Source organism: Flavobacterium sp. UBA4854, assembly GCF_002399805.1.
GTDB lineage: Bacteria > Bacteroidota > Bacteroidia > Flavobacteriales > Flavobacteriaceae > Flavobacterium > Flavobacterium ginsengisoli.
The window spans coordinates 7871-22516 of record NZ_DHEI01000069.1 but is presented as its reverse complement, the minus strand read 5'-3'; the positions used below and the strand labels follow the sequence as shown (position 1 = coordinate 22516).

The 14646-nt window shown below is 32.6% G+C and carries 16 protein-coding genes; 12 read left to right on the top strand and 4 right to left on the bottom strand.

The window, feature by feature from the left end; genetic code table 11:
• The first annotated feature begins 115 nt into the window (after positions 1-115).
• From B3J44_RS09850 to B3J44_RS09835, 4 genes are read left to right on the top strand one after another with little or no spacing between them, the layout of a single operon-like run.
• A complete protein-coding gene (locus tag B3J44_RS09850; protein WP_286968200.1) occupies positions 116-337 on the top strand; it encodes a helix-turn-helix domain-containing protein in 222 nt (73 codons plus the stop codon).
• Complete coding sequence (locus tag B3J44_RS09845; protein ID WP_286968199.1) at positions 334-1578, top strand: DNA cytosine methyltransferase; 1245 nt, start codon at positions 334-336, stop codon at positions 1576-1578. Before B3J44_RS09850 ends, B3J44_RS09845 begins: the two co-directional genes overlap by 4 nt.
• A complete protein-coding gene (locus B3J44_RS09840) occupies positions 1578-2681 on the top strand; it encodes an HNH endonuclease (RefSeq protein WP_286968198.1) in 1104 nt (367 codons plus the stop codon). Before B3J44_RS09845 ends, B3J44_RS09840 begins: the two co-directional genes overlap by 1 nt.
• Positions 2668-3651 (top strand): HNH endonuclease, encoded by a 984-nt coding sequence (locus B3J44_RS09835; RefSeq protein ID WP_286968197.1) that lies wholly within the window; start codon positions 2668-2670, stop codon positions 3649-3651. The genes B3J44_RS09840 and B3J44_RS09835 overlap by 14 nt, the downstream gene beginning before the upstream one ends.
• Positions 3652-3704: 53 nt before the next feature.
• On the opposite strand, the gene B3J44_RS09830 is transcribed toward B3J44_RS09835, so the two are convergent.
• Complete coding sequence (locus B3J44_RS09830) at positions 3705-3938, bottom strand: hypothetical protein (protein ID WP_066032999.1); 234 nt, start codon at positions 3936-3938, stop codon at positions 3705-3707.
• A gap of 343 nt (positions 3939-4281) precedes the next feature.
• Between B3J44_RS09830 and B3J44_RS09825 the strand changes: the two genes are divergently transcribed.
• Positions 4282-4596 carry an HPF/RaiA family ribosome-associated protein gene (locus B3J44_RS09825; RefSeq protein ID WP_111286077.1) on the top strand — a complete coding sequence of 105 codons (315 nt, stop codon included), beginning with the start codon at positions 4282-4284 and terminating at the stop codon, positions 4594-4596.
• A 153-nt stretch (positions 4597-4749) separates the two neighbouring features.
• Here the strand turns inward: B3J44_RS09825 and B3J44_RS09820 are convergent, their stop codons facing one another.
• Positions 4750-5403 carry a hypothetical protein gene (locus tag B3J44_RS09820; RefSeq protein WP_286968195.1) on the bottom strand — a complete coding sequence of 218 codons (654 nt, stop codon included), beginning with the start codon at positions 5401-5403 and terminating at the stop codon, positions 4750-4752.
• 242 nt (positions 5404-5645) lie between these two features.
• Here B3J44_RS09820 and B3J44_RS09815 point away from each other — a divergent pair, with 242 nt between their 5' ends.
• The 5 genes from B3J44_RS09815 to B3J44_RS09795 all read left to right on the top strand — a co-directional run bounded on the left by B3J44_RS09815 (position 5646) and on the right by B3J44_RS09795 (position 9810).
• The gene (locus tag B3J44_RS09815; RefSeq protein WP_286968194.1) at positions 5646-6128 is read left to right on the top strand and encodes a nuclear transport factor 2 family protein; all 483 of its coding nucleotides are present in this window, start codon (positions 5646-5648) and stop codon (positions 6126-6128) included.
• Positions 6129-6391: 263 nt separating this feature from the next.
• Positions 6392-7774: an ammonium transporter gene (locus tag B3J44_RS09810; protein WP_286968193.1), complete on the top strand. Its 1383-nt coding sequence runs from the start codon at positions 6392-6394 to the stop codon at positions 7772-7774.
• A gap of 209 nt (positions 7775-7983) precedes the next feature.
• Positions 7984-8661 carry a tRNA (guanosine(46)-N7)-methyltransferase TrmB gene (gene trmB / locus B3J44_RS09805; protein WP_095929742.1) on the top strand — a complete coding sequence of 226 codons (678 nt, stop codon included), beginning with the start codon at positions 7984-7986 and terminating at the stop codon, positions 8659-8661.
• 42 nt (positions 8662-8703) lie between these two features.
• Positions 8704-9342, top strand: coding sequence for a LysE family transporter (locus tag B3J44_RS09800; protein WP_111286085.1), 639 nt, complete (start codon positions 8704-8706; stop codon positions 9340-9342).
• Positions 9343-9483: 141 nt separating this feature from the next.
• On the top strand, positions 9484-9810 hold the full coding sequence (locus B3J44_RS09795) for an MGMT family protein (RefSeq protein ID WP_286968192.1): 327 nt from the start codon (positions 9484-9486) through the stop codon (positions 9808-9810).
• Positions 9811-9987: 177 nt separating this feature from the next.
• On the opposite strand, the gene B3J44_RS09790 is transcribed toward B3J44_RS09795, so the two are convergent.
• On the bottom strand, positions 9988-11313 hold the full coding sequence (locus B3J44_RS09790) for a sensor histidine kinase (RefSeq protein ID WP_286968191.1): 1326 nt from the start codon (positions 11311-11313) through the stop codon (positions 9988-9990).
• A 99-nt stretch (positions 11314-11412) separates the two neighbouring features.
• Complete coding sequence (locus B3J44_RS09785; RefSeq protein ID WP_286968188.1) at positions 11413-12765, bottom strand: sigma-54-dependent transcriptional regulator; 1353 nt, start codon at positions 12763-12765, stop codon at positions 11413-11415.
• 160 nt (positions 12766-12925) lie between these two features.
• Here B3J44_RS09785 and B3J44_RS09780 point away from each other — a divergent pair, with 160 nt between their 5' ends.
• Both B3J44_RS09780 and B3J44_RS09775 read left to right on the top strand, forming a co-directional pair.
• A complete protein-coding gene (locus B3J44_RS09780) occupies positions 12926-14170 on the top strand; it encodes an efflux RND transporter periplasmic adaptor subunit (protein ID WP_111425965.1) in 1245 nt (414 codons plus the stop codon).
• Between the two features lie 141 nt (positions 14171-14311).
• The coding region (locus B3J44_RS09775; protein ID WP_286968186.1) for an ABC transporter ATP-binding protein at positions 14312-14646 on the top strand (335 nt) is incomplete at its 3' end.

Below are 14646 nucleotides of genomic sequence, written 5' to 3'. Positions count from 1 at the left end.
ATTATTCTTTACAATAAAACTCAAATCTCATGGTTAATATCCAGTTGAAAACTAAATATTTTTGAGGCCAATTGTATGCAGGTCAATTGTACGCACAAAACTATTTTTATACACTATGAATATCAAAGAAAAATTCGGATTCAAGGTCAAAGAACTTCGAGAAAAAAACGGATACTCAATCGAGTATTTAGCCAATATTTCCAACGTTGATAGAAATTATATCTCAGACATTGAAAAAGGTCAACGAAATGTTTCCATAGAAATAATAGAAAAAATAATAACAGCTCTTAATACTGATTTTGGAGCTTTTTTTAACGATAACAATTTTAAGAAATGAAGAAAAAGATATATGCAGAAACCAAAGAAGTTATCAACGAAGAAGTAAATGAACCACAGTTTAATATCTTTTACGAAAAAGAAAACTGGGTTGATAAAAAATTCAGCAATCCCAATGCAACTATACGCTTAGCAACAATGTTTAGTGGAATAGGATCTATAGAACACGCTTTAGAAAGATTAGATTTAAAAAGTGAAATCGTATTTGCTTGTGATAATGACAAACATGTTAAACAAAGTTATTTTGCTAATTATGAAATTTCAGAAAAAAGCTGGTATGAAGATGTAAAACAAATTGACGGATCAAAATATGAAGGAGGCATAGATTTACTAGTTGGAGGAAGTCCTTGTCAATCATTTTCTATGGTAGGTAAAAGAAGAGGATTTGAAGACACAAGAGGTACACTATTTTATGAATTTGCTAGAGTTGTAAAAGAAAGTCAACCTAAGGTATTTATATTCGAAAATGTAAAAGGGTTAGTAAATCATGATAAAGGGAACACTTTTAAAGTTATAAAAGAAACTTTTAAAGAATTAGGATATAAAATCAACTATCAACTACTAAATTCAAAAGATTATGGAATTCCACAACATAGAGAAAGAATTTTTGTTGTTGGTTTTAGAGACACTGAAACTCAATTTCAATTTCCTGAAGAAATTCCATTAGAGTATAAAATGCAAGATTTTCTTGAAGATTATACTGATAGCAAATATTATTTAAAAGAAAAAGGAGTAAAATTTGTTACAAGTACAAAAAACAGAAATAAAAGATACACTCAAATAAATGGCGAAATTGCTTTATGTCAAAAAGCAAATCAACAATTTAACTGGCATGGAGATTTTGTTTTTGAAGAAGCAGAAAGCAGTTTTAATGACTTTATCTTTAATGTAAATGATGTTGAAGAAAAATATTATTTGTCTGAAAAAACAAAGGCTTATGTGTTAGCTACTGGTACTAAATCATTTAAAACAACAGTTGGGACTGATTTAGAAATTGCAAGACCTATTTTACAGTCTATGCATAAAATGCATCGTTCAGGAGTGGATAATTATGTAACCCATAATAAAGGAAAAATAAGAAAATTAACTCCTAGAGAATGCCTACGCCTAATGGGATTTAAGGAAGATTTTAAGCAAGTTGTTAGCGACACCCAAATGTATCGACAAGCTGGAAATAGCATTGTTGTAAATGTATTTATTGCTTTAATGAAACAAATGGATATAACTAAATTTGGATCTTAATGAAAGAAGAAAGAGGACCTGATCCTATTTGTCGTTGGCGAAATCCTAGTTTTCAAACTGCAAAAGAGTTGATTGAAATTTTACCAAAAGCAATAATGAATTCTGATTTAGCTAGAGAAATTACCAATGAAAATTATGGACAATATTTTTTCGACACACCATATCAGCTAGCTTGTCAATTAGGTCTTTATTATGAATCAAATGAAAATTATTATCCTAGATTTACATACATTCCTTCTGATAAGGAAATCTCTTCTTACTTAGAAAATTGGATTACAAAATATTATGTTCCTAATCCATACACAAGAAGTTTTAAAAGATTTGATCTGTTTAAAACTCTAGAACCTTTTAGTATCCATAGTAAAGTCTGTGAAAAACTTTACAAATCTAAAACTCCATTACCTTGGCCTGATGCCTATTTTGAAATTTTTCCTGGCCATGTTAAAAACACAGATATAATTAAAAATGCCCTTAATCATTCTGAAATAATATTGATTAACAATGGCCAAATAATGTTGAAAGAATCTTTAAATTATTCAGACCTTTTAGAGTACATAATCGATATACCAACCAATAACAGTGAAGATAAAGAATTCTTTTTTTTATATTTTAATTACCCCATTAAAAATGACATAAATCAAATTTTCTCCGGAATAGAAGAATTTAGCAAACAGGAAATTGAAACAGTTAGAGAGGCAATTATTAAGATGCGAATTCGTCAATCAAATTTCCGAAAAAACCTTCTCAATTCAAACAAAAATCAATGCCTTTTTACAGGAATAAATCATGAAAAATTATTAGTCGCGGGACATATTAAGCCCTGGTCCATATCCAACAATGATGAACGAGTAGACCCAAACAATGGTATTTTACTAAGTCCGACATTCGACAAACTGTTTGATAAATATTATATTTCTTTCGATCCAAATGGCTATGTTTTATGGTCGAAACGTCTTGATCAAAAAACAATCGATCTTGTATGCAAAGGAATTGACAATTTATCAAGTATAAAAATTGAAATTACAGATTACAATAAAGAGTATTATAAACATCACCGAATAGAATTTTTAAAATTAGAAGAAAGCAGTCATGGCAACTATTAATATTAATAACAACTTATTTGAAATTGTCGACACAATCGAAAAAATGACAATTGCTGATTCATTTGTAGCTCGATCAAATAAAATTGGAGGAGGAAATGGCGAAGCAAAATTTTATGTTGGAAATGAAAATGCAGAAACTAGAGCTTTTTTTGGAGAAAATGGATTTCATCTTAACTGTTTTTTATTAAAAAAAGATTTAAAAGAATTTTTACTTAATTCCGAAGGAGAATATAAAAATCCTGAGCAACCTTATCAAAGAAAAGAAAACTTACCTGCTCTTTGGCAAGAAAGAATGAATACTATAGAACAACTTGACGAGGTATTACACTTTACTTTAATAGAGCAGACACAAATTGCTGGCCCAAGAATATACGTTAAAGCTCCTGACAACGATCCTATTTATAAATTAATTCGTGAAATTTCTTTGCCAAATATAAGTTATCTTTCTGCAATTAAATTAATTGACCCAAATGGAAATTTCATTTTTTATTTCAAACCTTTTGTAGATTATTTTGGCGAATATGAAAATCCTTTTGTAATTGAAGAAGAAATTAAAATTCTTGAAGAAGAAGAATTGCCAACAGAAGTTAAAACTCAATTATTAAGAGCAAGAAAAGGTCAAGGAAAATACAGACAAGCTCTCCTAGAAGAATGTCCTTTTTGCCCAATAACTTTAATATCAGACGATCGTTTATTAATTGCAAGTCATATTAAACCTTGGGTAAAATCAGATGATTATGAAAAAATTGATCCAAAAAATGGCTTTATGTTGACTCCAACTTATGATTTACTTTTTGATCGTGGCTTTATTTCATTTAGCAACGATAAAAAAATTATAATATCTCCCTGGCTTTCAAAGATGACTTGTTCAAAATTAAGCATCTCACCAGAAAAACAATATCCAATGCTTCCAACCGCAGGAAGAGAAAATTATTTAGAATATCACAGAAATAACATTTTTAAGGGATAACAATAACTCAAAAAATAAAAAAGCCACTTTCCTAAGTGGCTTTTTCTCATTTCTTACTCAATCCCCAAATAAGGATCAAGAATTTCGGCTAATTCATTTAACCAAAAGAAACCATCTTCAATATTTACGGTTTCAGTTTTCATAAATCCATCTTCTCGTATTGCATTTAAGGCAATTAGGAAATTGACTTGCCTAATGGTTTTTGCCATACTTTTAGAATCAATTGAATTGTTGAAGAATTCAGTTAACCTCAATTCGGTTTCTTTGGAAAGGGTGTTGGTACTCATAATCTTGAATTTTAGGAATAAAAAAACCCATGTGGCTTAGCTGTCCTGCGCATTCAAGAACGCGCTACGGTTGTTTCCAATAACGTCAGCATACCACATGGGCAAGAATTTTTTTGTGTTCATAATCTTGAATTTTAGGAACTCCAAATATATGAAAAACAAAATAAATTGTAAGTTTTTTCTTTGTTTTAAAAATAAAATACTATAAGTATATTTTTCTCCAAATCGAAATTACAAAATTGAAAAATAAATCGTTTAAAATTTCATAATATTTCCTTAACTCACTTGTCTTTTTCCTCTAAAATAAATAAGTTTGAGAATGAATCATTAAATTTTATTTGTTATGAAAGTACAAATCAACACCGACAAAAACATTGAAGGAAGTGCAAGATTAGAAAGTTATTTTTCTGGAGAAGTAGAAAAAAGCTTAGACCGTTTTCAAGATAAAATTACTCGCGTAGAAATTCATTTTGGAGATGAAAATGGAGAAAAATTCAGCTTGCATGACAAAAAGTGTGTGATTGAAGTTCGTCCTGTAAAACTACAGCCAATTACGGTTACAGAACACGCCGACACTCTAGAAAAAGCTTTTAGCGGTGCATTGGCCAAAGCTAAAAAAACATTGACGAGCACTTTCGAAAAAATTAAAGCGCATTAATATTATTTTTAAACCATATAAGTGATATAAGTTCATTTTAAGTTTACATCACAAAGCAACGAAGCCGTAAAGTAGTACTTTACGGCTTCGCTTTTTTTATGGATCGTAATAAGTGAAAATCTTAAATTACTTATATCACTTATATGGTTTACTTTATTTAGGCAACGGTGCGCCAACTGCAATATCGCAACGGTGACCTGGTTTTCCGTGCGGCGGATTCATTCCTTCTGCTACTGTAGCTTCTCCTCCATCTGTACTCAACAATGCTGGAACTGCATTTGGCTGAGGGCTTACAGTAAAGTTTTGTGTAACTGTTCCTGTTTGTGCTGTAGTTGAAGCTGCTGTATTTTTTGCAACAGGCGAATTTAATGGTGATCCTACCGGAATATCACATCTATGTCCTGGCTGTCCATGAGGCGGATTCATCCCTTTTGCTACTTTAACTGGTGTTGTCGTAGTGGTAGTTACAACTTGTGGCTGACTTACTTGTACAGTTTGTCCTGCTTGTGCTGTAACCTGTCCTTGTTGTGGTGGTGCAGAATTTAAAGGTGCTCCAACTGCAATATCGCAGCGGTGTCCCGGCTGTCCGTGAGCAGGATTAATTCCTTTTGTATCGCTTAAAACCGTATTTGGATTTGTTGCAGGAGTTTGTGCTACTGGCGCAGCAGGTTTTGTTGTATCTTTTGCAAGTCCTAATCTTACTAATTCTGAGGTTGCTGTACTTTCTTGCGGTTCTAATTCCTTTTTACAAGAAATAAAAAGTAAAGAAGTAACAGCTATTGAGCTTAGAAGTATTTTTGCCTTCATGACTGGGGTATTTTTATTGAAAATCAAATATAGTGGTTTTTGAGATATTACACCATATAAGTAATGTAAGATAATTTAAGCTTTACTTACGCTTGCCACAAAGGCACCAAGGCGCAAAGTTTTATTTTAAAGATTCTTAGTGCCTTGGTGCCTTTGCGGCAATAATTCGTTTTCTTTAGTTTTCTTATATCACTTATATGGTTCAAAAAAAATTATACCTTTAAACTCAAATAATATATCTCATGAAAAAAATACTTTTACTCCTTTTATTCGCTGCAACTTTTGCAAATGCGCAAACAGACAAAATCAATCACACATTAGATGCTTGGCATAAAGCGGCTGCCGAAGTAAAATTTGATGCTTACTTTAATGTATTAGCAGACGACGCAATTTACATTGGAACTGATGCAACCGAAAATTGGACCAAAAAAGAATTTGCTGTTTGGGCAAAACCCTTTTTCGATAAAGGAACAACTTGGAATTTTAAAGCTTTAGAACGCCATATCTTTTTTGATAAATCAGGAAAAATAGCTTGGTTTGATGAATTGTTAGACACACAAATGAAAATCTGCCGCGGTTCTGGAGTTTTGGTTAAAGTGGGGAACGAATGGAAAATTCAGCATTATGTTCTATCGATGACAATTCCGAATGACGAAGTTGATGCTGTAACGAAGATAAAAGCACCAATTGAAGACGCTTTGATTGCAAAACTTCAGAAAAAATAAAACATTTTACGGTTTTCTTATTATAAACGTAACTTTTTGAGCACTTTAGAAGCACTGTTAGCAGATTATTTTTAATTAATTCGGCAAAAACAGTGCTTTTTTGTAACTTTAGAATAAGATACTGTCAAAAAAAGAACCTGTATTTTACAAATTTCATCAAAATAAAACCTATACCTCTATTTTAACAGCCTTAAAAACAAGAATCTTTATTTTTTTCTAACTTTGACCCCAAAAAAAATAGGGTTAAACAAAGTATTTTAAAAATGAAAATAGAAAAACGCTGGATTATCTCCTTTATCATGATAAGCGTCGTATGTACGATAGGGGCATTTTGGCCAACAGTTACAGAAAATAATTATGTTTTATCAGAATTTGGAACTACGGATCATATCGTTCCTGCCGATGTTGCCTGGATGCTTACTTCAAGCTGTCTGGTTTTAATCATGACTCCTGGATTGTCTTTCTTCTATGGCGGAATGGTAGGAAAGAAAAACGTTATTTCGACCATGCTTCAAAGTTTTATCTGTCTAGGTGTAGTTACGCTTTTATGGGTAGTGGTTGCTTTTAGTTTGGCTTTTGGAGAACCTGTTGGTTTTGGTTCTGGAGATCATTTTTACAGCTTTTTTGGTAATCCGACTACTTTTGCTTTCATGGATTATGTTGGTGTTCTACCACATAAACAATTGGCCAATACGATTCCGTTTATGCTTTTTGCTTTGTTTCAGATGAAATTTGCCATCATTTGTCCTGCAATTATCACAGGTTCATTTGCAGAGCGCGTTCGTTTTATCTCTTATTTAGTTTTCATTAGTTTATTTACCATTTTTATATATGCTCCTTTATGTCACGCGGTTTGGTACCCGACGGGTGTTTTAGGAAGTTATTTTGGCGTTAAAGATTTTGCAGGAGGAACTGTGGTGCACATGAGTTCTGGTTTTGCTGCTTTGGCAGGAGTTATTGTTTTAGGAAAAAGAAAAAACAGCCAGCATATTCCAACCAATATTCCTTTTGTTTTATTAGGAACAGGAATGCTTTGGTTTGGCTGGTTCGGATTCAATGCTGGATCTGCTCTTGCTGCCAACGGAACTGCTGCGATGGCTTTTGCAACAACGACAACTTCGTCTGCTGCAGCCATGTTAACTTGGATTTTCTTTGATAGAATGAACGGAAGAAAAGTTTCTGCTCTAGGCGCCTGTATTGGTGCTGTTGTTGGTTTAGTTGCCATTACACCAGCTGCAGGATTTGTTTCGGTGCCAGAAAGTATGTTCTTCGGTTTTATTACAGCTTTGGTTTCTAATACAGCTGTAAACTGTAAATATTCTAAAAAATTCGACGATACGCTTGACGTTTTTGCTTGTCACGGTGTTGGTGGAATTATGGGAATGATTCTAACTGCTATTTTCGCTCACGGCGAAGATGCAAGTTTACTTCACGGCGGATGGAATATTTTCGGACATCACATGATGGCATTGGTTCTAGTTTCGATCTTTACTTTCTTCGGAGCTTATTTCTTGTTTAAAGTAACCAATTTCATTATTCCGCTAAGAGTTTCAGAAGAATCAGAACACATTGGACTGGATTTATCTCAACACGATGAATCTCTTGACCCAAAAGCGCAACCAATTACTGAGCCTCATTACGGTTAAGATTTTTTTTCGCCACGAATTACACTAATTTTTACTAATTTTTATTCTGTATTGCAGTTAAAATGATTCGTGCAAATTCGTGTAATTCGTGGCGAAAACATTTAAAAAATCCTTTCAATCTGTGAAATCTGTGGCAAAAAAACATTTAAACCCACTTACAGCATTACATTCGTTTATATTCCTTAATTTTGCCGAAAATTTTTGTAAAAGTGGGAAGTAAAAATAAACTTAAGAGATTCAGAGAGAACGAAACATTTCAAAACGTTTTTCAACCAACCAGAGAAGAAGTTGTAGGCGATTTAATGCCTTTAAAAGGAAAATGGAATTCTGATTTCTTTAAAAATGATAATCCATTAGTTTTAGAGTTAGGATGCGGAAAGGGAGAATATTCTGTTGGATTAGCAGAGAAATACCCAAACAAAAATTTTATTGGAATTGACATTAAAGGTGCGCGTTTCTGGAGAGGTGCTAAAACTGCTGTTGAAGACGGTCTTCATAATGTTGCTTTCGTTCGTACGCAAATCGAATTGATCAATCATATTTTTGCTGAAGGAGAAGTAGACGAAATCTGGATTACTTTCCCAGATCCGCAAATCAAATATAAAAGAACTAAACATAGAATGACCAATTCTGAGTTCTTGAAATTGTACAAAAAAATCCTGAAAAAAGACGGTGTCGTAAATCTTAAAACCGATAGTGAATTTATGCACGGTTATACTCTTGGGTTACTTCACGGTGAAGGTCACGAAGTTTTATATGCAAATCATAACGTATACAAAAACGAAGGAAGCCCAGAAGTTGTGACTTCTATCCAGACTTTTTACGAAAAACAATATTTAGAAATTAATAAGGCAATTACGTATATTCGTTTCAAAATTAAAGACTAACTTTAATTTTGAAACCTTTATTTAACCGATTTTAATAACTAAATGACCTATCTTACTCCTTTACTTTCAGGTTTTATCGCTGCAGCCATTGGGACAATTCCGCCGGGATTGCTCAATATGACAGCGGCCAAAATAAAAATGAAAGAGGGAAAAAAGAATGCATTGTCATTTGTAATCGGCGCTGTTATCGTTATTTTCTTTCAGGCTTATGTTGCAGTATTATTTGCACGTGTTATAGACAATAGGCCAGATGTTGTTACCCTCTTGCGTGAAGTTGGTTTTGTTATTTTTTCAATCTTAACTATTTACTTTTTATTTTTTGCGAAAGATCCAATAGCAAAGAAAAAAACTAAAATAAAAAAGAGCAGTAAAAAAAGTAGTTTCTTTCTCGGAATGCTGCTTTCGGGATTAAACTTCTTTCCGATTCCGTATTATGTTGTCGTAAGTGTTACGTTGGCTTCATACAATCTTTTTACATTTCAAAACCCAATCATACTAACATTCGTATTAGGTTCTGTTCTTGGCGCTTTTGGGATTTTATACAGTTATATTGCTTTTTTCGGAAGAATAGAAAAGAAAACCGATTACTTCATGCGTAACATGAATACCATTATCGGAACCATTACCGGATTAGTCGCTGTAGCAACACTTTTTAATATCCTAAATTACTACTTTGGTTAATTTTTATAGCCACAGATTAAAAGGATTAAAATGATTTTTTCTCTTTGTGGTAAATAATTTTCAAGCGGATTTTGCAGATTTTAGCAGATAAATAGTAATTTTAAAATCCTTTTAATCCTTTTAATCTGTGGCAAAATAATCATGGCAGAAGAGAATTTTTTTGAAAGAGTGTATGTAATTGCCAGACAAATTCCGTTTGGAAAAGTTACTTCTTATGGCGCTATTGCAAAAGCATTAGGAACAGCTCGTTCTGCACGAATGGTAGGCTGGGCAATGAATGCTTGTCATAATATGGATGATGTTCCTGCGCATAGAGTTGTAAACCAAAAAGGACTTCTAACAGGAAAACATCATTTTGACGGAACCAATTTAATGCAACAGCTTTTAGAGAACGAAGGGATTAAAGTCGTAAACAATCAGATTGTAGATTTTGAGAAACATTTCTGGAAACCAGAAATTCAAGGTTAAATCATTTTCACCATATAAGTGATATAAGTTCATTTTAGAAGAAAGAATTTATATTTTTATTTTTCTCTCGCAGATTCAGCAGATTCTATGGTTTGAATAAAAAAGAAAATCTGCCGAATCTGCAAAATCTGCGGGAACAAAAAAACTTTGCGACTTCGCGCCTTTGTGGCAAAAATACTAAATCAAGCAAATCACAAAACTAGTCTTATCTTCATCGGTTTGATAGCTTAGATAACCTCCATGTGCTTCTATAATGTTTTTAGAAAGCGTCAAACCAATTCCCGCTCCATCTTTTCTGGTGGTAAAAAACGGAAGAAAAACTTTATCTCGAATCTCTGCGTCTACACCTTTTCCGTTGTCTGAAATCACAATGAAAAAACGATTATTTTCGGTATAACTGGAAATTATTAATTTCTTTTCAGTTTTTTCTTTTAATGCATGAATACTATTGGTAATCAAATTGATTATTACCTGCTCCATCTGATTTTTATCAATCATAATAGAACGGGAACTATGTATTTCATTCACCAATGCTATTCCTTCTTCCTTCAAAATCGGACTCATAATTCGAAGACAATCTTCAAACAAAGCATTAATTGGCGTCATTTGTTTATTTGGCGTAGGCAACATTGCTAGTTTACGGTAATTCTCCACAAAAAACTGCAAATGATCACTTCTATTTATGATTGTCGAAATACTGCTTTTGATGTCTTCAAAATCATCTTCTTCCAACTCTTCCTGATCTACAATATGAAGTAAATTCTGCGAAAGCGCACGAATTGGCGTTAGAGAATTCATTAATTCATGCGAAATAATCTTCATCAAATTAATCCACGCTTCTTTTTCTTTTTTCTCTATAACGCGTTGAATACTGTCTAATAAAATAATAAAATACTCTTTATCGTAAGTTTGCGTATAAGAAGTCTGCAACATAAAAGTTTGCAAGTCTTGATCTTCAATTTTGATAGAAATGGCGGTTTTTAATTCGGTAAAACCAACCTTTTCAATTTCGCCACACAAACTCGGAAGATAGTTTTTTAGGTATTTCCAATGACTTACTTTTGGTACTTTAAAAAGCTTAGAAAAACAGTCATTCATTATAAAAATGGACCAATCCTCATTTTCTTTCTCTAAGATTAAAGCGGCGGTATCGATACTGTTCAAAATCGAACGGTAGATTAATTCTTTGGAAATCTGCTCTTGTTTCTGAACCTTTAAAGTATCATACAAATGATACAGACTATTGAAGTTGTCTTTTTTATGTTCTTCTGGAAAATGGGCAGAAAAGTCGTCATGCAGAATAGAGTTTATCGTTTTGTCATAAAACAGCAATTGGTTTTTGACAAAAAAATACATTTCAAATAAGAAAATCAAAACGAAAACACCAACCAATAAAGCGTTGTATTGAAATCCTTTATAGAATAATAATGCACTGGCAAGGAAGAGCACCATTACAAATAGAACTCTAACAAACAATGCATTATAAAATTTCCAGTTTTTCATTTATTATTATTTTTTGCTACAGATTAAAAGGATTAAAAAGGATTTTTTTATTTTAAATCTGTGAAAATCCTTTAATCTGTGGCAAAATTATTATTCGTTCTAATTCTTCAAATCGTATTTCTCTATTCTTCTGTACAACGCTGCACGAGACAAACCTAATTCTTCGGCAGTCTTACTGATGTTTCCGTTGTGCTTGAAAAGTGCTTTTTCGATTGCGCCTTTCTCCATTTCCGATAGTGGATTTTCATCATTTTCCTGAATTTCTTCAAAGTCCAAAATATCCAAATCCATTACTGAAATGGTATTGTTTTCAGCCAAAATCAAAGCGCGTTCTATTTTGTTTTCCATTTCTCGAACATTCCCTTTCCAAGGATATTTTTCAAGATAAGACCCAGCATTATCTTCAAAATGCCAATTTTCCTGATTGTATTTTTCGGAAATTTGTTCTAGAATAAAATTTGCCATTGGCACAATATCGTCTTTTCTTTCGCGTAAAGACGGAAGATTGATTTCCATGGTATTAATTCGATACAACAAATCTTCACGGAATGTTTTATTTTTTACTTCGGTTTTAATATCACTGTTTGTTGCGGCAATAACGCGAACATTCAGCGGACGTGGTTTACTTTCTCCTAAACGTGTTACGGTTTTAGTCTGTAAAACATGCAATAATTTAGCTTGAAGATGAAGCGGAATATTCCCAATTTCATCTAAAAAAATAGTTCCATTTGATGCATTTTCAAAACGTCCTGGAGTATCAATTTTAGCATCTGTAAAGGCACCTTTAGCGTAACCAAAAAGTTCACTTTCAAATAAATTATCGCTTAGAGAACCTAAATCTACATGTACAAAAGGCTGATTTTTTCTTTCTGAATGCTGATGAATATATTCGGCAAAAACATATTTTCCTGTTCCGTTTTCGCCCAAAATCAAAACATTGGCATCTGTTCTGGCTACTTTGTCGGCAATTGAATACGCTTGTTTTATTTTAGCCGAAGTACCGACAAAATATTTCTTTTCGGTCTTCTCTGCTTTTTCTGTAGTTGTTTTTTTGCTATTTTTTCTGCTTTCTGTAACTGCTTTATCAATAACTTCTAGCAATTTTTCGTTATTCCACGGCTTTAGCACATAATCAAAAGCTCCAATTTTAATACCTTCTACAGCAGTTTCAATTTTACCAAAAGCGGTCATTAAAATAACGACTGTCTGCGGAGAAAGCGTTTTAATTTCTTTTAGCCAATGAATGCCTTCTCGCCCATCTTCAAACCCAATTCGGTAATTCATATCTAGCAAAACCACATTTATGTCATTTTCGCTTAAAATTGAAATGATTTTTTTGGGGCTATTAGTTGTAAAAATCGTCTCGAAATGTTTTTTAAGAATCATTTTTGCAGAAAAAAGAATTTCTTCCTGATCGTCAACAACTAATATTTGGGCTAGTTTTTTTCTCATGTGGTCTTTTTTCTGTCCGCTTCCGAACGGTCAACTGTTCATTATTGGACACTACTTTTTAGAAGTGCTTTTTAGAGCCTCTTTAAAATCAATGCTTTGCAAATAATAAATTTTATGGCACAGTATTTACCTATTGACTATCAGTAAAATAATTAAAAAAATGGACACTATAATTCCTCGTAAAAGTAAAAAATTTAGATATCTCGCAATAGCAATTGCTGTTTTTTTAGTTTTGCTAACCATTAGTGTTTTTGCATTTAACACCAAAAGAACTTTAAATGTAAAAGCCGACGAATTGGTAATTCAAAAAGCAGAAAAAGCCTTTTTTGAAGATTTTGTAGTTTTTCAAGCAAAAGTAGAACCTTTGAATGTTATGCTTGTGAATGTTACCGAGGGAGGTTCTGTAAAAGAAATCTTTGTAGAAAATGGCGCAATGGTTACCAAAGGACAATCGCTGGCTCGTTTGTACAATCCGAACACAGAATTGAATTATCTTACTCAAGAAACGGCTATTATTGAGCAAATCAACAATCTAAATACAGGAAAATTAAACATTAGAAATCAAGAACTAAACTTAAACAAAGATTTGGTTTTGATTGAACATGATTACAATGATGCAAAGAGATTATATGATATGAATGCGAAGTTGTATGAGAAAGATGTAATTTCTAAAAATGACTGGAATACTTTTAAAGAAAGCCTACGTTTTCAGGAAGAACGCAAAAGAACAATTCAACAGAGTATTCAAAAAGAAAAACAAAGCAATCAGGTTCAGATTTCTCAAATAAACCGTTCGATCCAGACCATGGAAAAGAGTTTAGATATTCTGAGAAACAATAAAAAGAACTTCTTAATTACAGCTCCAGAAACAGGACGATTAACCTCTTTTGAACCGGTTTTAGGAAAAACTTTTCAAGCAGGCGCAAGCATTGGAAGAATTGATTCTAACAAAGGATATAAACTTATTGCCGAAGTAGACGAGTTTTATCTAGAAAAACTTAGAGAAGGTTTAAAAGGACAGGTAGAATTTAAAGGCAAGAATCTTGAAGTTGTCGTGACCAAAGTAATTCCAGAAGTAAAAGGAGGACGATTTACTGTAGAACTTGCTTTTGTAAGTAAAGAAAATATTGTCTTGCAGGACGGACTTAGCTTTGGCGTAAAACTGATTTTGTCTGAAAAGAATAGAACTTTAGTGATTCCGAGAGGAGCGTTTAATCAAGAAGCTGCAGGAAAATGGATTTTTGTTGTAAACGGAAACAAAGCGATAAGAAGAAATATCAAATTAGGACGCGAAAATCCTTCATATTATGAAGTTTTAGAAGGTTTAAAAGAAGGCGAATCTGTAGTTACTTCTTCTTACACCGATTATAAAGATATTGAAGAGCTTTCTCTAAATAAAGAATAGTTTATTTTGTTTCAAGTTTCAGGTTTCACGTTAACACTGCAACCAACTTGAAACCTGAAACTTGAAACAAAATAAACAAAAACATAATTTCAATCATCAATCAAAAAACGTATTTAATAACATTTCAAAACCTTAAAAATTATGATCACAATTCAGAATTTAACCAAAGTTTTTAGAACAGAAGAAATAGAAACTGCTGCTTTGAGCGGTATCAACGTAGAAATAAAAAAAGGAGATTTTTTAACTATCATGGGGCCTTCGGGCTGTGGAAAATCGACTTTGTTAAATATAATCGGGCTTTTGGATAGCGCAGATGGCGGAAGCTACAAATTATTAGATCAGGAAATGATTGGTCTAAAAGAAAAAGGAAGAGCACAAGTGCGCAAAGAAAACATTGGTTTTATTTTTCAAAACTTCAACTTAATCGATGAGCTTTCTGTTTACGATAATATCGAATTGCCATTGCTTTACAACAA

Coding starts and splice junctions, on each gene's coding strand:
- B3J44_RS09820 (WP_286968195.1), bottom strand. CDS start 5,403: ATGAAGGCAAAAATACTTCTAAGCTCAATAGCTGTTACTTCTTTACTT.
- B3J44_RS09780 (WP_111425965.1), top strand. CDS start 12,926: ATGGACACTATAATTCCTCGTAAAAGTAAAAAATTTAGATATCTCGCA.
- B3J44_RS09845 (WP_286968199.1), top strand. CDS start 334: ATGAAGAAAAAGATATATGCAGAAACCAAAGAAGTTATCAACGAAGAA.
- B3J44_RS09785 (WP_286968188.1), bottom strand. CDS start 12,765: ATGAGAAAAAAACTAGCCCAAATATTAGTTGTTGACGATCAGGAAGAA.
- B3J44_RS09830 (WP_066032999.1), bottom strand. CDS start 3,938: ATGAGTACCAACACCCTTTCCAAAGAAACCGAATTGAGGTTAACTGAA.
- B3J44_RS09840 (WP_286968198.1), top strand. CDS start 1,578: ATGAAAGAAGAAAGAGGACCTGATCCTATTTGTCGTTGGCGAAATCCT.
- B3J44_RS09850 (WP_286968200.1), top strand. CDS start 116: ATGAATATCAAAGAAAAATTCGGATTCAAGGTCAAAGAACTTCGAGAA.
- B3J44_RS09800 (WP_111286085.1), top strand. CDS start 8,704: ATGACCTATCTTACTCCTTTACTTTCAGGTTTTATCGCTGCAGCCATT.
- B3J44_RS09790 (WP_286968191.1), bottom strand. CDS start 11,313: ATGAAAAACTGGAAATTTTATAATGCATTGTTTGTTAGAGTTCTATTT.
- B3J44_RS09795 (WP_286968192.1), top strand. CDS start 9,484: ATGGCAGAAGAGAATTTTTTTGAAAGAGTGTATGTAATTGCCAGACAA.
- B3J44_RS09815 (WP_286968194.1), top strand. CDS start 5,646: ATGAAAAAAATACTTTTACTCCTTTTATTCGCTGCAACTTTTGCAAAT.
- B3J44_RS09825 (WP_111286077.1), top strand. CDS start 4,282: ATGAAAGTACAAATCAACACCGACAAAAACATTGAAGGAAGTGCAAGA.
- B3J44_RS09835 (WP_286968197.1), top strand. CDS start 2,668: ATGGCAACTATTAATATTAATAACAACTTATTTGAAATTGTCGACACA.
- B3J44_RS09810 (WP_286968193.1), top strand. CDS start 6,392: ATGAAAATAGAAAAACGCTGGATTATCTCCTTTATCATGATAAGCGTC.